This window comes from Tunturibacter psychrotolerans, from assembly GCF_040359615.1.
In the GTDB taxonomy this organism is placed as follows: domain Bacteria; phylum Acidobacteriota; class Terriglobia; order Terriglobales; family Acidobacteriaceae; genus Edaphobacter; species Edaphobacter psychrotolerans.
The window spans coordinates 2,375,357-2,397,564 of record NZ_CP132942.1 but is presented as its reverse complement, the minus strand read 5'-3'; the positions used below and the strand labels follow the sequence as shown (position 1 = coordinate 2,397,564).

General features: G+C 53.9%; 16 protein-coding genes and 1 pseudogene. 4 read left to right on the top strand and 13 right to left on the bottom strand.

Annotated elements, in window-relative coordinates:
- Positions 1 to 3: 3 nt before the first annotated feature.
- The 3 genes from RBB77_RS09940 to RBB77_RS09930 all read right to left on the bottom strand — a co-directional run bounded on the left by RBB77_RS09940 (position 4) and on the right by RBB77_RS09930 (position 5,902).
- Positions 4 to 1,320, bottom strand: a complete 1,317-nt coding sequence (locus RBB77_RS09940; RefSeq protein ID WP_353066952.1) for a carbohydrate porin — start codon at positions 1,318 to 1,320, stop codon at positions 4 to 6.
- A gap of 394 nt (positions 1,321 to 1,714) precedes the next feature.
- Positions 1,715 to 5,101, bottom strand: coding sequence for a TonB-dependent receptor (locus RBB77_RS09935; RefSeq protein WP_353066950.1), 3,387 nt, complete (start codon positions 5,099 to 5,101; stop codon positions 1,715 to 1,717).
- A gap of 120 nt (positions 5,102 to 5,221) precedes the next feature.
- Complete coding sequence (locus RBB77_RS09930; RefSeq protein WP_353066948.1) at positions 5,222 to 5,902, bottom strand: cytochrome P460 family protein; 681 nt, start codon at positions 5,900 to 5,902, stop codon at positions 5,222 to 5,224.
- Positions 5,903 to 6,942: 1,040 nt separating this feature from the next.
- Here RBB77_RS09930 and RBB77_RS09925 point away from each other — a divergent pair.
- On the top strand, positions 6,943 to 7,239 hold the full coding sequence (locus tag RBB77_RS09925; protein ID WP_353067606.1) for a DsbA family protein: 297 nt from the start codon (positions 6,943 to 6,945) through the stop codon (positions 7,237 to 7,239).
- A 14-nt stretch (positions 7,240 to 7,253) separates the two neighbouring features.
- Here the strand turns inward: RBB77_RS09925 and RBB77_RS09920 are convergent, their stop codons facing one another.
- The 3 genes and pseudogenes from RBB77_RS09920 to RBB77_RS09910 all read right to left on the bottom strand — a co-directional run bounded on the left by RBB77_RS09920 (position 7,254) and on the right by RBB77_RS09910 (position 9,071).
- Positions 7,254 to 8,267 (bottom strand): HoxN/HupN/NixA family nickel/cobalt transporter, encoded by a 1,014-nt coding sequence (locus RBB77_RS09920; protein ID WP_353066946.1) that lies wholly within the window; start codon positions 8,265 to 8,267, stop codon positions 7,254 to 7,256.
- Positions 8,268 to 8,395: 128 nt separating this feature from the next.
- Positions 8,396 to 8,485 (bottom strand): annotated as a pseudogene (locus tag RBB77_RS09915) (M13-type metalloendopeptidase); the annotation flags it as partial.
- Between the two features lie 388 nt (positions 8,486 to 8,873).
- Positions 8,874 to 9,071, bottom strand: a complete 198-nt coding sequence (locus RBB77_RS09910) for a TlpA family protein disulfide reductase (protein WP_353067605.1) — start codon at positions 9,069 to 9,071, stop codon at positions 8,874 to 8,876.
- Here RBB77_RS09910 and RBB77_RS09905 point away from each other — a divergent pair.
- On the top strand, positions 9,043 to 9,237 hold the full coding sequence (locus RBB77_RS09905; protein ID WP_353067724.1) for a hypothetical protein: 195 nt from the start codon (positions 9,043 to 9,045) through the stop codon (positions 9,235 to 9,237). The genes RBB77_RS09910 and RBB77_RS09905 overlap by 29 nt on opposite strands.
- Positions 9,238 to 9,674: 437 nt before the next feature.
- Here the strand turns inward: RBB77_RS09905 and RBB77_RS09900 are convergent, their stop codons facing one another.
- From RBB77_RS09900 to RBB77_RS09870, 7 genes are all read right to left on the bottom strand, one after another.
- The gene (locus RBB77_RS09900) at positions 9,675 to 11,381 is read right to left on the bottom strand and encodes an FAD-dependent oxidoreductase (protein WP_183975010.1); all 1,707 of its coding nucleotides are present in this window, start codon (positions 11,379 to 11,381) and stop codon (positions 9,675 to 9,677) included.
- Positions 11,382 to 11,503: 122 nt separating this feature from the next.
- Positions 11,504 to 12,844: an NAD(P)/FAD-dependent oxidoreductase gene (locus RBB77_RS09895; protein WP_353067604.1), complete on the bottom strand. Its 1,341-nt coding sequence runs from the start codon at positions 12,842 to 12,844 to the stop codon at positions 11,504 to 11,506.
- 346 nt (positions 12,845 to 13,190) lie between these two features.
- A complete protein-coding gene (locus RBB77_RS09890; RefSeq protein ID WP_353066944.1) occupies positions 13,191 to 13,793 on the bottom strand; it encodes a response regulator transcription factor in 603 nt (200 codons plus the stop codon).
- Between the two features lie 154 nt (positions 13,794 to 13,947).
- A complete protein-coding gene (locus tag RBB77_RS09885) occupies positions 13,948 to 16,806 on the bottom strand; it encodes a sensor histidine kinase (protein WP_353066942.1) in 2,859 nt (952 codons plus the stop codon).
- A 576-nt stretch (positions 16,807 to 17,382) separates the two neighbouring features.
- Positions 17,383 to 19,386: an amylo-alpha-1,6-glucosidase gene (locus RBB77_RS09880; RefSeq protein ID WP_353066940.1), complete on the bottom strand. Its 2,004-nt coding sequence runs from the start codon at positions 19,384 to 19,386 to the stop codon at positions 17,383 to 17,385.
- 143 nt (positions 19,387 to 19,529) lie between these two features.
- Positions 19,530 to 20,036, bottom strand: a complete 507-nt coding sequence (locus RBB77_RS09875) for a DM13 domain-containing protein (protein ID WP_353066938.1) — start codon at positions 20,034 to 20,036, stop codon at positions 19,530 to 19,532.
- Positions 20,037 to 20,095: 59 nt separating this feature from the next.
- Positions 20,096 to 20,377 (bottom strand): DM13 domain-containing protein, encoded by a 282-nt coding sequence (locus tag RBB77_RS09870; protein ID WP_353067603.1) that lies wholly within the window; start codon positions 20,375 to 20,377, stop codon positions 20,096 to 20,098.
- A gap of 747 nt (positions 20,378 to 21,124) precedes the next feature.
- On the opposite strand from RBB77_RS09870, the gene RBB77_RS09865 reads away from it, so the two are divergent.
- Positions 21,125 to 21,547, top strand: a complete 423-nt coding sequence (locus tag RBB77_RS09865; protein WP_183975613.1) for a hypothetical protein — start codon at positions 21,125 to 21,127, stop codon at positions 21,545 to 21,547.
- A 31-nt stretch (positions 21,548 to 21,578) separates the two neighbouring features.
- Positions 21,579 to 22,139, top strand: a complete 561-nt coding sequence (locus tag RBB77_RS09860) for a response regulator transcription factor (RefSeq protein ID WP_353066936.1) — start codon at positions 21,579 to 21,581, stop codon at positions 22,137 to 22,139.
- The last annotated feature ends 69 nt before the right edge of the window (positions 22,140 to 22,208 follow it).

Below are 22,208 nucleotides of genomic sequence, written 5' to 3'. Positions count from 1 at the left end.
GAGCTAAAAGATGATTCGCATTCTCGCGCTGGGCAAAAGGCTTGTGTAAGCCTTCGCCGCATACGTCGGATGAATAGACACCTCAAGGTCAGGCCCTACCTCGATGCTATTGGTCAGTCGTAGTCGATAGAAAGTTTCAAAAAGACTTTCGTGGTGTCTACCAGAGTGGTTTGGCTCGGTGTAATTCATCGCAACGCCAAACATATCCCCCTGCCGGCCGAATGGTCTTATGTTCGTGATACCAAGCGCGTCCGCCCGCTTGATCAGTCCCCCCGTATCTGTTGCGAAGCCGATTCGTCCAAAAGGCGCCCAGCCGTTTCGGTACTCGTGGTCGAAGCCAAAACCAACTCCAAAACCACTCCCAAGATCCTTCGTATCGTCATGCCAGAATGCAAGACGAAGGCTTTGAAAGCCACTTCCAGGCTTACCCGAGAACCAACCCAATTCGGTAGCTTCGAAATATTTCTTGTCTACCAACGTCGCAATGCCATCTTGGGGTTGCCCCACTGTATCCACGGCTACACTGTGCAGATACAGGTGCGGAGTGAATTGGTACTCTACCGCCGCACCACCCGCAAACGCACCAGCGTAAGGAACTGTGAGGTTGCCATTATCCACGCCATTCAGGAACTGCGTCGTCTCATCGTCATTATAAAGACTCAGGCCAATGTATTGATTTGGATGAACCTTACCTACGTAGATCGAAAGCCGCTTATGAAGAAAATCCTGCCTCCAGTAAAGGATATTGAGTGTGATCGGCCGCTGCTCGCCGCCGCCCTGCAGCGAATTCAAGAAGACTCCCGAACCCATCTCGTCACTCAAATTGAACTGCTGACTCATACCGATATTCGTGCCGGAACGTGCCAGGAGTCCGATCGATCCGCTCGTGCTCTCGCCGTCGTACACCGCCAGGTTTCCGTTGAAATCGAGCCGTCCACTCACCTGATCGTGCCGCACATCAGGAGGGGTCTCCGTCGCATATTGATTGATGACGGTGTATGTGGCACCCAGCCGCAATCGTGAGTTCTCTTCCAACCAACTCACTCCCTTGTCGCTCGGTCGAGTGATGAATCCGAAGGGATCACCCTTCAAAAGTGGATCTGCTGGGACCATTGCGAGAGCTGTCTCCACTGTATCCAGTTCCTGCATCACCCCCGGTGATATCTTGAAAACAGGCGGCATTGCATGCGGGTCCATCTGGCTCGTCCGTGTACTGTCCCCAGTAATCCCACTCGATGCTGTGCTCTGAGCCGCAAGGGTAACAGGTGATCCCACCAGGGCAACCAGAATCCACCTTCCTAGGTACTTGGAGATCTTCACACAACTCCTTATGAAGCCTTGCTCATGGTTGCCTCAAGAGATTGTCTCAACGAGGTGTCAGCAATCGAGAGTGAGTTAATTCAGCGGCCTCATGCGAAGACCAGTGGACCGACATGAAAATGTCAACGATTCATCGGCTCTTCAATGGCCTAGAAGAGGGTCGCTGCCGTGCTCGAATAGTGTTGCAAAGGGGAGCGAAATCACGCCTGTAGAAAAGTGCAGTGGCTTGCCCCACAAAATTGCTACTTAAACCCGCGCCAACATCTGCCGGCGCTTCCACTGTTTGAGGTGCATGGTCTGGACGCGTGCGCTGCGCACACGGCTCTTACTGTGGATGAATAGCGGCAAAGCGGTTTGCCGCACGCTACCATTTCGCGGGGCAACCAAGGCAAGCTTAGAAGTTGATCTTTACGGCCAACTGTCCGAATCGCCGTTCTTCGCTCGTCGCGCCGTTTACCCCACCCTTCGAAGCCAGAATCTCCGGATTAGAAGGAAAGTAGTTCGCTGCGTTCGCCAACGCTTGCTGGACATACAGGTTGTGATGGTTCAGTAGATCGAAACCCTCCGCTCGCAGCTCAATGTTGGCCTCTTTCCGGATATAGAACGTTTTGCTCAGAGCCAAGTCGAGGTTCCACGCCCCAGGTCCAACGAATGAGTTCCGTTCCGGCGCGTATGTTGGAAAGGTCCAATTTGAGTAGCCACCCAGCTTCGGATCTACGATTTTTTGGCCGACCGGCAGCCTTGACGTTAGGTAGTACCGATTAGCGCCCGCATTTACTTGTCCCCTTGACTTCGTATATTTCCAGCGCGTGACCGGCGTGTAGGGCACGTATCGGGCAATGTTGAAAAAAGTCCCGTCGTTGTTCGTCGAATCATAGTAGGTGAACGACGTTCCGGTTCGTACCGTATAGATGCCCGTTACTTGCCAGCCGCCTAACGCTTGGCCTTTCACCCCGTGAGCACCGCTGAACCAAGGCGTCTGGTAGATCGGCGCAATCACCAACCGCTGCCGGACATCCAAGTCACCTGTGCCGCGGTCGTACCCCGGGTCGAACGGATTGGTATATCCCAAGTTGTATCCGGCGCCATTTGCATTAGTCTCCGATAGGGTCGAACTCAAATCGTCGATCTGGTGACCCCACGTGTAGTTTGCGGTCAGCCCTAGGCCCATCCGATGCAAGTCCGCGGTCTTGAATCGCAGATTAGTAGCTTCATAGTAAGAATCGCCGCCCGAGCCCCGGTTGTTGATATCCGAATACGTCGCATTCAGCCGGGTGAGCCCAGCATAGTTTGCACCAGGATCCGGGTCGCCCAGCAGATAGTTGCCCGAGCCGAGCCCGTTGATATTCTTAATATCGTATAGGTGTGTGCCACGCGCGCCCACGTACTCCAAAGCGATTACCGTGTTTCGGGCAACTTGCTGCTCGACTGCAAGGCTCCAGAATTGTGTCTGCGACGTCCTAATATCCTGCGACACATTCCGGAGGCTGGTGCTTGGAAGTATTACTGGGCCGATCGAACTCCCCAGGTCTCCTAGGTTTGTCGTTGTCACCTGTACCTTGTTTTCCACAATCACGCCATAGTTGGGTGGATTCTGGATCACGTTGAACGTCACATTGCCGAAGTTCCGCTCATAGCTGATTCCGTAACCACCACGAACCGAAGTCGTGCCCTTACCTGAAATATCATAGGCAAACCCGACCCGGGGACTCACCGCGCCATAGCTCGGCTTCCACAACTCGTGGATCGGACTCTGTGGGGCCGTATAGACCGCGCCAGTCCGCACCTGTTGCGGCAGACTAATACCCGATCCCCAGTAGAAGTTCGAGTCAAGATTTTGCCTGTTGTTATGTTGCACGCCAAAGTATTCGTATCGGACGCCGTAGTTCACTGTCAGCTTCGACGTCGCGCGCCAATCATCCTGTCCGTACACCGCCCAATCATGGAACCTGTCACTGCGGGCGAAATTGGGCTGCGTTGCTGGTGTCGTAATCGCTTGGCCCGGATAAGCTCCTTCCGGATTTATCGCAGTGGAAAAGGTTCCCAGAATCCCTGAAAACAGGCCGGGATACCCGGTCGTGTCACCAGTGACTGAGCCAGCCAGTTGCTCTGTCGCCTGCGCATAGGCGCCGAAGGTCCTGTTCTCCTGGATGTACAGAACCTGCGAACCGAACTGGAATGAGTGGGCCTTCTTCGACCAGTTCACATCCAGGTTCCACTGAATCACATTCTGGGGTCCGCCATAAGGTAAGGGGAATCCTGTACCCGGCAGTGCTATAGCCACACCACCAATATTTGCGTTCGCTCCAAGAAACAGATTTGGCGTAGTGACGGCAATCGGTGTCGAGTCATTGTTGAGACTGATCCGGCTGAACGCAACCCGCGCATTCGTCACGAGCGACGTCGAGAAGCTGTGCGTAACGCCAGCCAGAGCGGAGTAATCCTTCTGAGTCGTACCTATATCGTAGTTCGAGTATGGGGTATATGCGATCGCTCCCAGCGGTTCCGACAGGTTGTATCCGATATAGCGTCCGAAGATACTTGTCTTATCAGAGTAGTGATAATCCCCCCGCAAGGTGAAGTTGTACGAGTTGACCGGCACCCCCCCGCCTGCATCCTGGGGAACGGTGTAATTCACCAAGCCCAGCACCGGTGTTGTCGCTGGAACACCGGAAAACAACGGAGAGGGGTTCGGATTGCTTGGGTCCGAGGCCGTGCCTGCCTGTGCATTCGTCAGAGTTCTCGCAAAGTTGAACGTCTGGCCATACTGCGTCAGAAATGACTGCACTGTAGGTGCCAGGTAGCTTTGTACCTGTGGCGTCAGAATATAGGCCTGAATGTTTGCGCTGCTACGCACGCGTAACCACTCCGTGCCTGTGGCAAAGAACAGCTTGTCTTTCACCACGGGTCCGCTCACAAAAAATCCGAACTGGTTTCGCGTATACCCACCTTTCGGCTGCCCACTCAGAGCACCCGTCACACTGTTGGCCGTATACGCTGCAAGGCGGTTGAATTCCGTGAGCGTTCCATGAATCTGATTGGTGCCGCTTGCTGTCACCACATTCACAACTCCACCTGAGGCACGTCCATACTGCGGTCCAAAGTTGCTCGTCGTCACCCGTACCTCGGCGATCGAGTCGATCGGAACCGGGAGCCCCACCACGTCGTCAAATAGTTCCGTGTTCTCAATGCCGTCCAGAAGAATCTCCGTACCACTCGAACGTTGCCCATTAATTGAGTAGCCGACGCCGAGGCTGGCTGAATTCTGCGCATGGCCCTGCGCCGCGTCGCCGTTTGAGATATTGCCAGAGATCGCTACAAAGTCGTATACATTCCGCGTTAAGCTCGGTAATTCGCCTACCTGCTGCGGGCTGATAATCTCCGAGATTTCCGGCGAGTCCGTATTCACCTGCGACCCGCCCAGCGACTCCACCTCCACTGTCTGAATAACACCCGCGGCTGAGAGTTTTACATCTAGCGGCGCATGGCCACCCACCGTCACCTCAACCGCAGCCTTCAGCGCCTCAAAGCCGGCAGCCGTCACAGACACCTTGTATACGGCGGCAGAGAGATTTCCCAACTGGTAGGTGCCATTGGCCGCCGTCTTCACCGTGTGAGCAGCATTCGTGCCAGCGTTGACGGCCGTCACTGTCGCCCCGACAACTGCTGCACCCGTTGCATCGGTCACTACGCCCGAGAGCACGCCGGCATCAACTTGGCTTAATGCGGGCCCCGCGGTGACTGTGAGCACCAAGACCAATAGGAAGAGGCGCTTGATCACTGAGACCCCCGATGGTGATACAAAGAAGCGCAAAATATCGGCATAGTCATCTCAGATCGCTACGACGCTAAGGATCGTAGGCGTCGCAAGTGCCGGCTGACAAATGGGGTTCCCATGTTGTTATTGCGAATTGCCGGGTAACAGCCCAATGTGAGTGCTCGAAAAGACGTAGTCCGTATTCGAAGAGAGCCTCATATGGCAGGACGTGCACTGCTGCTGAGGGCGGACTGTGGCACTGGCTTGATACATCGATCCGTCTGATCGGAATGCGAAATAGCCCCAGTTGCCGGGCGCAGACGGAAAGCGTTTGCTGTCTTTCACCATCACTCCCATTCCGATATAGCTCGCCTGAAAGATCCCCGACCCAAACGATGTGGAACAGACGAAAGTGTTTTTATCGCAGTCTTTTCCAGTCTTGATAAGGCTGATCTCTTTAACGATCTGCGTGCCGTCCGGCCAGATCTCGTTCTTCCTGAAGAAGTCGAACGCTGCAGGAACGATGTATGTATCCATTACTTGCGGCGTCGTAATCTCGGAGCCGTCAAGAACGCTTCGTCCGTCGGGCTTGATCCGGGTGCCTACATGTTCCCAGTGCCGATAGCCGTCGGGAAGGTGAAGGCTTCCGTCCCCTTCGAAAACTGCGGAGCGAACAGGAGACGGAGATTCTGACTGAAAAGCCAGCACGTGATTTCTGGTCCAGTCTCCGGTCGTGACAATCGTGACGACCAAAGCTGCAAAAACTCCCAGCACAATTCCTATGAGACGGAGACGAGGGGTGACTTTTAACAGCCTGCTAATCATAATGGAAGGCTCCTGTCCTAATACCCGTTCGATCCTTCATGAGCCGGTTGCCGAATCGAGAACCTACGATCTTTATGATCGGCGTCTACAGGATTACTCGGTACCCTATAGAACACGGGCCCAGACCTGTATTTTTCTATAGGTTGTTGTTTGCGGCGACAACACAGCCGCGACCTCAAGTTGCCCGGGAAACCAATCTAGCAGAACAACTGCCGCCAATTGCAGCTCCCCGGAAGAATGCTATTCGCTGCGAGTCGCCTCGGACAGAAACCACCACGCCGTTGGGCCAGATCGATCCAGTTTTCGAGGAGGCTGGCGAAGCCATATCGCCCGCTTCGTCGCAGAGAGTATGAACAGCACGCATTCGCAAAACTAGTGACTTCTCTTCTTCATGAAGCTCGCTCCCCATGTCGGCTGGGATCACGAAGTCGGCGTCGTTGTCGGCGACCCTTTGTAGACGCGCGATTGTCCAACGAGCGAATGTCTTCCCACCAATCTTTCGGACGCGCTCAGCGATATCGTCAGTCATCGCAAAGGAAATTCTTCGTCTTCACGTAGAGCCCGAAGGCATCAGCGAGAAGATCTGGTCAGCATGATCATTCAGCAGAAGGTGGTAGTCGCGAAAATGCGAACCACTCATATGCCAATGGCGTTCGATCAAAGCCTGTCGATCTGCTCCTCTCAAAGGACGGCACAAAGATGGCTCAGTTCCGCGAATTGGAAGAACCTTTTACTACGCTCGCGTCGGTCTCTGATGAAACGTGTCCGGGACGCGGCGGTCCATCTACCGCACCAGTGAGAATCGTCATTTTCGATGATCTGGAATGCCCGTTTTGCGCGCGCCCTAATCACGCTCTTTTCCCGCTGTCCTCGACCGATACGGAGAGCAAGTCCATGTCGTGTACCAAGACATGCCCTTCGAAGGGCATCCGTGGGCGATCAGAGCGGCGGTTGATACGAATTGCCTAGCGAAGTACAGTGCGCCTGCTTATTGGGCAAGCAGTCGACCAGATCCATAAGGTGTCGAGTGACCTAGGCGGATCGGAGCGCACTCTAGCCAAGGCCAACGAAGAGATCGACGCAATCGCGCTTGCAATCGAAAGCAACGTCAGCTGGACGTCTCCGCGATTCACGCTTGCGTCGCAAAACAAGATGCCAGCGTTATCAAAAAATCACAGTTGGAAGCGGACACTCTGGGTATCGTGAGAACGCCAACGCTCTTCATCAACGGAGCGAAGATAGAAGGTGTAGTGCCGCTACCTTTTCTCTTTCAAATAATCGACGGCACTTTCCGTTCACAGGGCATACAGCCCCCTGTCGTCGCTAACACAAAGTGATTCTTGGGCGCGGGCTAGATGTCTTTGGCGACCAAGTCAAGACTGTCGAACCTGCGCCATTTGTAAAACCCGATAGACACGATCCAACTCACAGCAAACAGCAAGACGATGCAGTACCCGAGAGTGCCAAAGTTTCCATTGAGTTCCGTCACGAATCCCCAGAAGACTCCAGTGAGTTGGAAACGTCCCGCCAGCAAACCAAGAGCTTCGATCCCTCCAACTGCAAAGGCCACGATAACGGATATGAACGTAATCGTGAGGTTGTAGTAGAGCTTTCGAATTGGTTTTACGAAAGCCCAGCCATACGCTCCCAACATAAGGATGTTGTCGGTGGTATCAATTAGTGTCATTCCCGCAGCGAAAAGAGCTGGAAAGACAAGGATCGCGGACAGGGACAAGCCCTTGGAGGCTTCTGCCGCCGAAATGCCGAGCAAGCCAATTTCGGTTGCAGTATCGAATCCAAGACCGAACAACAGGCCCAGCGGGTACATATGCCAGCTGCTCTGGATCAAGCGAAACATGGGTCGAAACAGACGAGCTAGCAATCCGCGACTGCCAAGCAGTATGTCAAAGTCTTCCTCAACATAGGGAGCACCGCGACGAACCCTCTGGAAAGCCTGATAAATGGACCGCAGCACGATCAGGTTGATCCCCGCGATTACGAAGAGGAACGCGGTCGATATAAGGGTTCCAATGAGCCCTCCGATATCTCTTAATCCGTCTAAGCGATGATGCATAGCAAGCGTAGTCGCGGCAATAGCGATAGAGCCGACTACAACCACCGTTGAATGCCCGAGTGAAAACATGAGACCAACCGTAACGGGACGTTTGCCATCTTGCATCAATTTCCGGGTGACATTGTCGATGGCCGCTATATGATCGGCGTCGACTGCGTGGCGAAGGCCAAAACCATATGCCAAAAACGCGCTACCGAGCAGAACCGGATAGTGGCGGAACGCGAGGAACGCCCACCCCCAGGCGACGAGATTGAAGACGATCAATCCACAGTAAATGCTGGCCGCCTTCACTTTCGTGCTGTCTCGCTCACCGATTAGTCTTCCTAGCAAACCTATCATTCGTCTCACTATTCGCATCGTTCCCGTGAAGAGGGTCTGGCCGGTGCTCTCGTCCCTTTACAGGCTCAGACTGCTGACCTTTACCAAACGCGACAACTTTCTGCCGGCATCATTGGTTCGCCTCTTCTGCAGCCAAAGGCCTCGCCGAACTCCGGCATATTCTGGAGGGCGCTGTTACCCCGCTAGATGTCCGGCGTTTGAAGGGTTGCTCTGCACTTGTAAACGCAGTTGGTCTTCCCGTTACTCGTTACACCAGTCGTGAGCAGCCTGTCCGTGGAACTTTGCTTCATGTGTGCCTTTGATTGTCCTCATGCACTAAGCTCGCAATGATTGAAGCAAGATGATTCTCGGTTCCTCCTGCTTGCATGTAGGCAATTTCGCCTCCAGGTCTCAAAATGACAGTCACTGGGACACCAAGACGGCCACCGGGCACAAGGAGACCGTAGCGCCGCAATAGCGGGGAACTTTTGTTTCCCGCCTTCGCTACTGGATAGGGCAGAGGATGTTTTCGGAGAAATGACCGGATGTCCGAATTTTCGTCCATCACTGCGAGACCCACTACATTGATCCTCGGTGTCCGGTGCGCGCGATGGATTCCATTTCCGGCAACTCAACTATGCAAGGACCGCACCAGGTTCCCCAGAAATTCACGACCGTCCAGTGCTTGCGATTGTCCGAGAGTGAGACCGTCTTGCCATCCGGAGATTTGAGAGAAAATTCAGGAGCATTGAAGCTCCTGCTAACGGTCGGGGAGATCGGCTTAGGCGTAGGGTTGGGACCCTTTCCGCTCCATAAGGTAAATATAACGGGGGTGTCGCCCCGCTTCACCGTCAGACTGATTGATTGGGGGTCTGCCGAAGCGAAGATCGACAAAATTGCAGGGGGACCAACCCGCGACGACGGTATTCCACCGATGACTTGAATGAAATCATTGTCAAGAAGTCCTCCGAATTGCTTCTCACCACGGTCGAGGTGAAGACGCCATCCCTTTCTTTCGAAGACAAGTTGCCCCCGATCGAACCTGACGGTGCTTTGTTGGGCCAATAGTGGAGGGCTTGTAAAGCAGAAGAGGCATATCAAAGCACCTAAACCCTTCATGATTGATCCCTTCATGACATGACGGCTGCTTGAACTGGGACAAGAGGTCAACCGCAAGGCGATGTTCATATCCTTGAGCGTACTGGTGTAAGGACATAGGCGCGACCATCGAATCTGGAGTGAAGAGACTATAGGTTTCTACAGTTTCAACTTTGGAGGCACTGATATCGGTGCACATCAGCCCGGAAGCAGAGTCTCGCAGCAACTGTTGGCTTGACTCGAAATGCAGAGGTGGCAAGGGAAAGGGATGGGTATATCGAGTCATTCATGGATAGGCGCGCTGTCGAAGCCTTTCAGCTTCTCCAGGTAATGATGCACATCCGAAATGACTACAGAGCCCTCGCCTACGGCGGAGGCAACGCGTTTCACGGACCCGGCTCTCACATCGCCAATCGCGAAGATCCCTGGTCTACTCGTAGCGAAACGCGACTGCACTTCCCATTCAGCTCTGCCTGTCTCGACAAAGCCATTGTGATCGAGGTCAAGATGCTCCATGAGCCAATTCGTATTAGGATCTGCCCCGATCATGACAAATATGTTAGTGACTTTGAAGACACTCTTTGCTCCCGAGGAACGGTCTCGCACCTGAACAGCGTGCAGTCGGTCGTCGCCCAGGATGGCATCGATTTCGGAATGAAGATGCAATTTGATCCTGGGGGAACAGGTAATACGTTGTACAAGATAGTCCGACATCGTCGCTTCAAGCGTCATCCCACGTACGACAAGATGCGTGCAACCGGCATCCTTAGCCAGATGCAGCGCAGCCTGTCCGGCTGAGTTGCCACCGCCGACCACGACTACATCCTGGCCAATACAGCGAGCCGTTTCGATGGGCGTCGCAGCATAGTGGATGTTGGTCAGCTCATACCGTTCATAACCAGGAACCAGGAGCTTGCGATATCGAGCTCCTGTTGCAATCACGACAGTACGGGAGGTCACCATGCGACCACCCGCAAGACAGAGTCTATGCAGGTTGGTGGAACTGCTAAGGCCAACAACATTTCGAGCGACCTCAAGACGCGCTCCGAAGCGCTGCGCCTGAATTTCAGCACGCGAAGCAAGTTCCTGTCCGGTTATGCCTGTTGGGAAACCGAGGTAGTTTTCGATCTTGGAACTCGTAGCTGCTTGCCCCCCGGGAGCAGTGCCTTCCAGCACAACCGTCGTGAGGCCTTCTGAGGCTGCATAGACTGCGGCCGCCAGACCCGAAGGTCCAGCACCCACAATGGCAACATCGAAAATATCCTCGGCCTCAAACACTCTACTGATTCCCAACTCGTCTGCTAGCACCGTATTGCTCGGATTTTTCAGGACACGCTGATCGGGTAGGAAGACTACCGGCATCTCCGAAGGATCGAGATTGAGTCCGTCGAGCAAGATCTGCGCCGTTGGATTCGACTCGGCCTCGATAAGCTTATTGGGATAACCGTTGCGTACCAGGAATTGGTGCATTCGCATGGTCTCTGCGTCATGGCTATGTCCAATCACAATGACGCCTCCATGGGATCGCTGCATGAGACTTGCTCGGCGTTCGATCCACGCACGGACGATCACGTCCGCGATGTCCAGCTCTGTGCGCATTAGGGTATGCAGCGCGTGAGCATCGATGCGGAGAATTCTGCTCCCTCTCGCCGCTCGGCCACTCAACAGTCCGTCCCGTCCGCTAAGCAGATCCAATTCGCCGCTGAATTGACCCTTTGTTAGGGTCGCCAATGCCACACCGGGATGTCCTGGCTTATCTTCAAACAGCTCTATCCTGCCCCCGATGACGACAAACATATCGCCACCTCTAGACCCTCTTTCGAACAGGGTCACGCTTGCGTCAAATGTCTCAGTCTCTCCATACAACTCGAGGCGTTGAATCATTTCCTGTGAAAGAACCGGCGGCGCGGCTGCTTGTGTAGTGCTTCCCGCATATCTGGAGGTGTCACCCTGACTAGGTTGACGAGGTGCTCTTCGATTAACTGCCATCGTCGTGTCCTCTCGCTATTCCCGGAGACCTGCGTCCCGTCTTGCTGATATCTCGCGCCCATCGCTATCGAAAAACCAGGGCAGAAATCCAGACTTGTTGCGCCTTTAAGCATCGATACGTGTCACTCGGCCTGAGAGCTTGAAGAACTGGCATTACTCGCTGAGGTTTCCAAAGAGCATTTCTCCGGAATGCCTTGACCAGGGGCCCGGAAGGACATGAACTGAACAGTGTCCTTGGAAAAGATCAAGTCTAGAAACCAGTCCAAGGCAACATGAATGCGTTTCTCCCACCGTGGGAGCTTGGTGAGATACACGGTTCTCCACATGAACCAAGCTGCAAATCCGGAACACTTGTATCCCAGGATTTGGGCAACTCCACTGCGACGACCAATTGAAGCCATCTGGCCGATTGTGTTAAACGTGAATTCCTTCATCGGTCGACGTTGCAGGGAGGCAGCCAGGTTTTCTGCAAGAACCCTTGCTTCTCGCAAAGCGTGTTGGGCTGTAGGCGGGTAATAACCACCATTCCCATCAGGAATTCGTGCGCAGTCACCCAAGGCCCACACATTGGGATGACCCTCTACGAGCATCGTTCTGGTCGTGATCACCCTTGCGCCGTTTGATGCGGTTGTAAGGTGGGCAAGCTCGGGTGGCGCGGCGTTTCCCCCAGTCCATACGACGAACTTGGTAGGAATCAGTCTCCCATCGTCGAGCGTGACATCATCGGGGGTGACGGCTGTCAGTCTCCTGTTTAGGAGAACTTCGATTCCGCGTGAAACTAGCTTATCCCTGGTTAATACGCCAAGTTCTGATCCAAGTTCCGGGAGGAGATGGGAACCGGCTTGGATGAGCACTACCCGGAGCATTGAAGGAGAAAGATTTGGATAGGCCCGCACAGCCGATTCCATGAAGTCGTAAATCCCGGAAACAGTCTCTACTCCGGCGAATCCTCCCCCCACAACAACCATTGTGAGCATCGCATCTCGCGTAATCTCCGAGCAGTCCGGCTCGGCCTCTTCCAAATGTGCGATCATCCGGTTCCGAAGTGTAATGGCATCTTCGAGCGTCTTCATTCTCATCGCATTTTGTTCCAAGCCAGTGATTCCGCGGAAGTGTGGCACGGAGCCCAAAGCGAGCACGACATGGTCATAGCCGAGAAGGTGAGTATGCCGGTCAGCCCCATGCGCAATCGTGACGGTCTGTTCAATCAAGTCGATCGCGTTCACGTCTGCAGCTATAAACTCCGTCTGATGGACCATCTTTCGAATTGGATTCACGATCGTCGTAATGTCGAGATCGCTTGCGGCTACCTCATGAAGCATGGGCGTGAACAGAAGAAAGTTGTCCCTGCTCACGAGACGAATCTCCGCGTCCCGCGGCTCTAAAAGTCGCTCCAGAACCCGAGCTACCTCTACGCCTGCGAAGCCTCCGCCTAGGATAAGGATTCTAGTTTTGCGCGACATGTTTCGCTCCTGTCTTTGTAGCTTCTGGGTGCTCATTTTCTGCTGTGGCGGCCAATAGTGTTCGAAGAGTGACGTTAGCGCACTTGCACAACGGGCGGCGCAGGGCCTAGCTATCTCTCCCTGTAATTGAAGGGAGTGCGCGCGATCAGCTAGCCATATTGTGTCGATTCTGGCGTGAGAGCGAACTAGCATTCGCTACGGTCGGAACACTATCGTTTTCCTTAGGTAAGGTCTTGAGTCCTGAAATATCCGAGCTCAGGTGATTGAGTCAGGACTCGGCAGGAAGGGCGACTCACGATACGGCGGTCGCACGGAAGGCGTTGGAGCAACCTCGCGACGGCAGTGTCTATACGTTCAAAATGCCTCTGCGAATAGCGATGGATATGGCGTGTGCTCGGTCATTGGCCTGCAGCTTGTCCATGACATTCTTGATGTGAAAATTCACAGTGTTCTCTGATAGAGAAAGCTGTTCAGCAATCTGCTTATTGCGATTGCCACTCTGAATCAATCTGAGCACTTCCATCTCGCCTTCTGAAAGATTCTCTTGGCCCAGATGTTCGGCAAGACGGCAGGCTACGCCGGTCGGAATATGCGTGCGCCCAGTATGCACCGAGCGGATGATCGAAAATAACTCCTCCGACGGCGTACTTTTCAATACATAGGCTGAAGCTCCCGCGCAAAGAGCGCCCTTGATTTCGACGTCACCTTCCGACGTGGTCAACATAATCACGCGAGCGGCGGCGAACTCCTTTCGAATTGCCACCAGAGCGCTTGTGCCGGTCTGTCCAGGAAGTCGTTGATCCATGAGCGTGATATCGGGTTTGTGACGGCGGAACTCTTCGACTGCCTCCAACGAGGACCCCGCCTGAGCTACTACCTGCATATCTGGTTGTGACGCGATAATGATGTTCAACCCCTGTCGAAAGAGTGGATGATCCTCGACAAGCATGATGCGGATTGGGTCGGATGACTGCATTGGGTTTGCTCCCTTTAGAGTTATGGCGCGTGCCATGACTCCCGAAATGAATCGTAAATATGTGGATTAGGCCAGACGTGAATGCAACATTTCATCGAGGCAACTCTGGCCCTTGGCAGTTCGATGCTCAATTGTGAGCACCTCCTCCGGAGCCGGTGTGGTGTGACGAATCCCGACCGATGGCAAACATCTTCAACAGTTGAGACCGTTTTGTAGGTCTATAAGTCTTGAAAACCACTGAGCCGGGAACAAGGAGGTTTACCTCGGTTCCATCAGGTGCCGTACACACTGAGAGCTTGGCGCCAATACGGTCCGCCCTTTCCCGCATGCCCTCCAACCCAAAGTGTCCGGTCTTACCGGACTGTAAGGTCTTTTCTCCAATGCCCTTGCCATTGTCTCTGATCCTCAGCTGAACGTTGTGGTTATAGGTGAGTTCAACCGTCATGAGGCTTCCTCCAGAATGGACGCAGGCGTTATTGATGGCTTCGTATCCGATCCGGTAAATCTCATCTCTCACAATGGGATGCATGTCGCTGCTTGTCCCGGTGAGGGCATGGGATACCTGGATCGTGCTACCGATGCGACAGTCTTCTGCTGCATGGCGAAAGGCCGCAGCTAGGTCGTTGGTGTCGACCGTCGAACTCCTCAGGGAGTTAAGCGCTGCGCGCCCCTCCAGCGTGGCTCGTTCCAACCAAGTTGACACCAGATCGAGAGCCTTGTGCATGCGGGCAGAGTCGTTCGGCCGCTCAAGAGCATTGTCCGCAACCATCTTGCTGCCTTGAATCGTCTGGAGCAGCGTATCGTGCAGATCGCGAGCCAACCGGGTTCGCTCTTCGATCCGTTCGTCAAACCTGACCTTCAGCATGGTTGCATACTGTCTGATCCGAAATTGATAGAGACTGTAAGCAAGCATCGCCGCAACAACAACGCATAGGAGCTTGAACCAGATAGTCTGATACCAAGCTGGAGGAATCATGAAACCGGTGGTGGCTTGCTGTGTGTTCCATACTCCGTCGTTATTGCACGCAATCACTCGGAATGTGTAATAGCCGGGACTAAGATCGTTATAAAAGGCCTGCCGTCGGGTCCCGGAGTCAGTCCATTCACGATCATGGCCGGCCAGTTGATAGCGGAAGCGCACCTTAGCCGGCGCAACATAACTTAGTCCCGCATAGTCGACCTCAACCACTTGTGGGGATACAGGAAGGGTAGGACTACCGACTAAGGGATGGTCGGTGTGGCCGACGAGCAAATGTTCAATATGAACCGGCGGCGGCAGAGCGTTAGATGGAAGTCGCTTTGGGTCGATCATCTGGAGAGAGCTTCCATTGACGGACCACAGCCGTCCATCCGAGCTGAAGAACGGCCGTTCACCTCGAAGTCGGGGCAATGCGCCATCGGAGAGGGTGAAGGCTGTAATCGTAAGTTGACTCGTAGCGTTGCTCCACCAGCGGGAGATTTCACTGTCGCGGATGCGCAGGATTCCGCACTGCATAAAGAGCCAGTGGGCACCAAGTCGGTCGTTTATTACACTCAGGACGTTCTCGCAAGGAAGGCCGTTCGAGGTCTTGATCGCTTGGGCCCTTCCATTCATGTAACGAATGGCACCTTGCGGGGTTGCAATCCAAAGCGCCCCGTCGGGGTCCGACGTCATATCAGCGATGCGGCCGTCAAAGCCGTCGGGCTTAATCTGATCAAATTTTCCATCACGGAACCGATACAACCCGTGTGAATACCCTGCGACCCACAATCCCCCGCCAGGCTCCAGTGCCAGAACATTCATTATCTGGCGGTCCGCAAGTGCGGGCGATGAAAAGCTTTCTGCTACACGCAGGTCCTCAATACGAATGAGGGCGTTTCCTCGCTGATCCGCCAGGTTTTGGACCGATGCCCACAGTCGGTGACGGGAATCTTCCTCCATCTCTATGACTTCGCCAACTCTGTCACCATATCGATCAGTGACCGGTGTGAACCGGCCGTGCTCGTATAAAAGGAGTTGTTGGCCTGCCCCCACCCAAATTCGATCGTGTGAATCGGAAAAGAGGTAGTGGATTTCACGCTTCAGGAATGGATCTGTGAAGTGGAAAAACTGCCGGTTGTGGAGAAGATTCAGTGTGTGACTCGCCCCAATCCATACGTCCCCGCTTCGAGACGTGGTTAATTGATTCGGCGCACCAGAAAGGCCTTCACGCGAAGTGAAGCTAATTACGGGAAGATCATGAAAGCTATCGATGCCTCGGTCGGTGACAACCCACAGGGTGTGCTCCCTGTCTTCGAAAATCTGCTTGACGGCGTCGCCGCTTAGACCGTCGGTCGTGGCGAAGTGTTCGAGTTTCCCTCCGCTCAGCCGGTAAAGCCCCTGCGATTCAGTACCGATCCACAAATCGCCGCTACTATCAGTGGATAGGGATCTGACTGCAAGCTTCCGTCCATCCACTTGTGGCGTGACAAAAGTCTTCCACTCCTTTCCAGTGAGTTTAAGTAATCCCGCACCTTGCCCTGTCGTCGATATACCACCCCAGATGGAACCTTCCTTATCGACTGCCATTGCCAGAACCGTATGGTCCGACCGTCCGTGGGAAGGTAGGAGATAGTTTTCGGGGGGGGCGTTTTCGCGCCACCGGCAAATCCCTTGATCGCTGCCAATCCAGATCGATCCAGCTTTTTCCGAGGCGAGGGAGTAGCCATACATACAACCAAACCCGTCTTTCATGCCCTGACAGGACAGGTGGGTTTCTCCAATCGAGCAGAGCGTACTCGAATTCGACGGATTGCCCCAATCGCCTGTCGAGACGCGCCCCTGGTCGTCCTCAAGTAATGGTCCCGCCCACCGTAGGCTCTCGGGATAGCTGTAAATGCGTCCGTTGGTTATCCGGGCTACGCCGGCTTCGGTTGCTACGTACAGACTGCCGTTTCGCGCACCCAATACAGATCGAATCGCCGCATTGGGTAGAGATCCACCGGCAAGAGGAGTCCATTTGGTCAAGCGAATGCCATCGAATCGGAACAAGCCATCGGTAGTTCCGACCCAGAGGTAGCCGTCGCTAGATTGAGTGATCGAAGTTGGCAGGCCATCTAATCCGCTCTCACCGAGCCGCCAAGCTGTATGACCGTATTGTGAGATATGCGTTGAGGGATCTAGACCATATGCCACTCGTCCGCAGAAAAGGAACATGCAACACAATGCCACCGTAATCATCAATCGCACGCCGAGTCTCCAACCCGTCGCATCTGCGGTGTCTTCGCGACACTCTGGACGCTCCGAACCAAGCAAGGTAAATCGAGATGCAGTGTTAAGTCCGATCCAACTATTCCTTTTCCACATGGAGCAACCTTCGCAAGCACTGTGGCACGGATTTGGATTTCCGATCCGCGTGCCAAGCCCTTCCAGTGTAGACACGTGCGATTGGAATTTCCCTGTAGAATCCTATAGGTAGCCCCACAAAGATTTGTGTTTCCCAATCTCAATCGACGTCGCAACGAGCGTGGGCTTTCACCGTAAACTTGACCAACTGAGCGCCACTCACGCTTTCGTCAGTGATCTGGACACTCACTTTTGGCCTTAGCTACTCCGCGCTGTCACATGATTCGCAAGTCGAAGAATTTCTGCAACACTCCAAGCCTGAGCAATACACCCGCGAGGAAAAAACGGATGGTCTCCATCGAAGATTTCCGAGACCTGTCCAAGTCCAGCATCGCGCAAGTGCGGGGTAAAGCCATCGAGCCAACGTTCGATCTCGTTCATCGTAGCGGCCGACGATTCGCTCACCGCCAGCTTCGCGAAGAAGAACGGTCCAGCGAGCCAAGGCCACACCGTTCCTTGGTGGTAAGCACTGTCACGGCTCCAACCGTCTCCCTGGTAGCTACCTCGATATTGAGGGTCATCTCGCGATAGCGTCCGCAGACCGTATGGAGTCAACAACTCTTCTTCCACTCTTTGGACGACCCGTGCCGCCGGCTGTCCGGTCAGGAGTGGATAGTGAAGACTCACTGGAAAGATCTGGTTGGGGCGAAGAGACGCGTCACGCTCGTTACTTCTCACGACGTCAAATAGGCATCCACGCTGCTCGTTCCAGAAGACGCCGAGAAAGTTCTCTTGCAGGCGATCTGCAAGGGCGTCATATTCTTCGGCCGCACTCTGATCTCCCAACAAAATCGCGAAGGAAGCGATCGTACGCAACGCGTTGTACCAAAGAGCTTGAATCTCGACTGGCCGACCATGTCGCGGTGTGAAGGCGACATCGCCATCCTTGGCATCCATCCACGTGAGTTGCGTGCCTGGATCGCCCGCCCAAAGAAATCCCTGTTCATCCGCATGGATTCCATAGCGCGTACCCTTCCTATGAAACCGGATGATCTCTTTAAGAGGGACGTACAAGTGTTCCTTAAGTAATATGGTGGCTTGCGACCGCCATGTCGAGCAATTTTCATAGAAGATGTACTGCCGGATCGCTTCAAAGAACCACAAAGTCGCATCCACGGTGTTGTACTCGGGCTGTTCGCCAGCGTCGGGGAACCGATTCGGAAGCATACCCCGATCGACATACTGCACGTAGTGAAGCAGAATCTCCCTTGCCAGCTCATGCTCCCCCGTAGCAAGCATCAGGCCGGGCAATGAGATCATCGTGTCTCTGCCCCAATCTCCAAACCAGTGATAGCCTGCGATCGTTGATGTGAACGGCGTTCTTGTGATGGTGAACTGTCCCGCTGCTCGTTCGAGAAGGGAGATCAAGTCAGAACGCACGGACTTTTCACCGGCAGGAACGGGCGACTTCCATCCACGCCTGAGGTCAACCTGCTTGTATTGGGCTAGTCTTGAGATTGGCTGGAGTTCAGTCGAAGCGATAAGGCTAAAGCAACCTTCGCTGTCCAGATTTGCTGTCAAGAGCAGCGGACTGAACAGATCTTCTTCATGGTCAAGCCCCCTCTCTAGTTCTCGGTCGTATTCAAATCGTCGATACCAATAGCCATCCACTTGCACTTCAGCGGGGTCATGCGCGATGTGCAATTTTGGTAAACCTGGGTACGGTTGCAGCGTTAGAACATCAACTCCCTGCTCCACCGCGCGATTTATGGCTTGATTCTCATGGGTGGTCGCGTGATAACCACGAAAGGCAATGAATGGTCTTATCTCGAGACTGAAGTGCTTTCCGGAGCCTTTCTTGCCAAGTGCGTATTCGATGATGGTGGTGTTTTGACCTTGAACCATCGATATCGTCCGCATGATCTCCCACTCTCCGTTGCTATAACTGAAGACCGGATCCGGATCGAGTCGGAAGCCCACAAGGTTTAGGTAGCCGGAAGGATGGACAACACCCTGCGAATAAAGGTTGGTGGATAGGGGAAACCTCACTCCATCGACGACAAGGGTCTCTTCCAACTGCGACAGGAGGACAAGTCTTCCTAGAGGAGCGTCCATCGAAGCCGCAAGCAAACCGTGATATCGCCGGGTGTTCATCCCCGCGACCGTGCCGGACGCATAGCCACCCAGACCATTCGTTACCAACCACTCCTTTGCTGCCAGGGAATCCAGATCGGAGCACTCTTTCGAATCGAATTTGATCACGACTTTTCCGTTTCTTTGTTGCGGCTAGGCTTGCTCTTCTGGACGGACGCGCAAAGTGGCGTGCTGATTCAGTATCCGAGAGAGCCTGAATCGCTTCCTGAGCGAAGAAGCAATCTCACTCGAATCAGAAAGCCACTGACGCCTTAGAAATCCTCGAGCTTCGCGGTACCGAAGTTGGCGTGAAAGCGTTCACAATAGATCGATACCGTACCGAACTTTTTGAGATCAACATCCTTGGGAACTGTATAGTCTTGATCTCCTTGATTTCCTTTCAGATCTCCAAGATCGACGTTCTTCACGGCCGCCAGAGCAAAGTCTTTCGAGGGGTCGGTGGATGTCCCGTCTATCAACAAGACGTGCACGGCGGGACCATTGGAAGTAGAAAAGTCAGTCAATCGCAAGACACGGCTGCCGTCCGCTTGCTGATACACGTTAGCGCGTCCAGAAGTCTTATGGACCTCTCCTACAAATCGGCCTGTCAACTGTGGCGTCAGTTGACCTGCGGCCTGGGCGGGAGGAGCTTCATTCACCTTCTTATTAATGAAGAGCTTTTCGGGGCGAAAGGCAAACCAAAGCCCCGCGAGAATGACTACTCCGATAACACCTAGAGCAATTCGTTTTGGTGTAGCGGTAGTCGAGGAAGAAGTCATATTGGAGTCTCCTGTTGGGATTGTTGGGGGCAGAGCGATCTCGCTACGCGCGTGGCGACCTACTTTTCGAGCGGTACCGTTCCAAAGTTGGCATTGAAACGCTCGCAAAAAAATGCAACAGCTTTATACGTCGCAAGATCGATTCCTGCCGGAAGGACATAGTTCTGATCGCCGTCATTGCCTTTCAGCGGTCCCAGGTCAATTCGATCGACTTTTTCGGTGAGAAAGTTTTCGTCGTCCTTCGCGTCTTCCGCCGCGATGAGCAAGACGTGTACGTTCGGACCATTGGAGGTTGAGAAATGGGTGAGGCGGAGCATGTTTCCTCCTGTAGCCTGGTACACCCGTAGCCCGGCCTGAGGTCTTGTGAACGGCACCGTGGAAAGTTCCGGTGGCTGGGATCGCGCCCGACTGAGCTAGAGAGGTCATCACAGGCAACGTCAGAACTGCGGACAGGGCAATGATTCTGTGAATCTTCATGGTTTCTCCAGTGCATTGTGCTCGAAGCAAGCGACTCCGTCGGCGAGGTAAATCACTGTGCTGGAGTAAGCATCGACTCTGCGTGGATGAAACACCCCCCCGGATCGAAGAGTGCCAAACCTGTTCTTTTCTACAGGCCCCAAGATTCGGTTTGATCCCTGACAACTGGCTCGGGCAGTGAAGATACAAGCACCGTGAACTTTAGCGCATTCTGAGGAAGGTCAAAAGCTCCTCTCTAGGGGATGGAGTCGATGCCATAATTTGATTGCGTATCCCAAGACGCCGCGCCATCGGAGCTCAATGCATAGGGATGAGCTGCTATTGTTACTCGGATTCAGCGGAACGCCGAATCCAGTCTCCCTGGTCAGACAGTCAATTGAGACCCGAGAACTGCGCAAATAGGATCCAAGATTTCGGTAAGGCTGGGCCTATGGAGAACTACAGGCAGAACACTGTGGAAAGTGACTTTGCGGCATTCTACTGACTCTATACGCTTGGTCGTGATGATTCACTGTGTCGGTGTTCAATTTTAGGAAGCGTGGCTCTCCTTCTATGAGACCACGGATCTGCCTGGACTGGCGAAGTTCGAAGTCGCTAAGGGGGTTCGGACAATGGAAACGCTTCACATCCCTATTTTGGTCTTGTACTCCATCGGAATCTCTCTAGTTACAGCCCTCGGCTTGGGCCTGCATTTGATGTACCGGCGCGGTATTCGCCGTTACGAACGGGTACTCGACTATACGTATTCTCAACGTTTTGAGCAGCGCACTGTGGTTGCGAAGTCGGTTCACCCGCATTTGGAGCAGATGATTCGTCGCAGCAAATCCGTCATTGATCAGGTGCGACGGAAAGCAGATGGGCCAGAGACCACAGACGCACTGAATCAGGTGTCAGCATGGCTTGCTGGAGCGGCAGGAGAGAGTGATCGCGCGCTCAGATCGCTTGAAAGTGGATCTGCTAGGGCGTTCAATAATGGTTACATCGCGAAAGGAGAACATGCCTACACCCAGACAAATTCGCATCATGGTCGTTGAAGATCATCCCGTATTCCGTGAAGGGCTCAACATGATCATTGCAGCCGAAGCGGACATGGAGACCGTGGCTCAGGCATCGACCGCCGAGGAGGCACTTCAAGAATATCGCCGGACCAAGCCAGATGTGATCCTGATGGATCAGAGGTTGCCTGGTGCAAGTGGCACGGAAGCCTTGATTGCCATCCGAAGCGAGTTTCCTCACGCCAAGATTATGATGCTCACAACCTCAAGCGGGGATATCGAAATTCAGCGTGCGCTCCGCGCTGGCGCTACCGCCTATGTCCTTAAAAGCACGCCGAAGAATGAGCTGCTAAGGATCATCCGGACCGTGTCGATGGGTCGTAAGCATATCCCATCCGACGTAGGCAGTAGTTTGGCAGAGCACATGGGGCAGGAGGATCTGACGCCGCGCGAATTGGAAGTCCTTGAACTGATCCGCGAAGGAAACAAGAACAAGCAGATCGCCGATCAGTTGGGCATCTCGGAGACCACCGTCAACTTTCACATCAAAAATATCGTTGACAAACTGCAGGCGAATGACAGGACGCACGCGGTCACGATCGCCTTGCGGCGGGGTTTGCTCCAGATTTGAACCACCTTCCTCCAGAACGGACACAATGTCAGAGTATGAATGTCCAAGCAAACGCGAACGTATCACGTC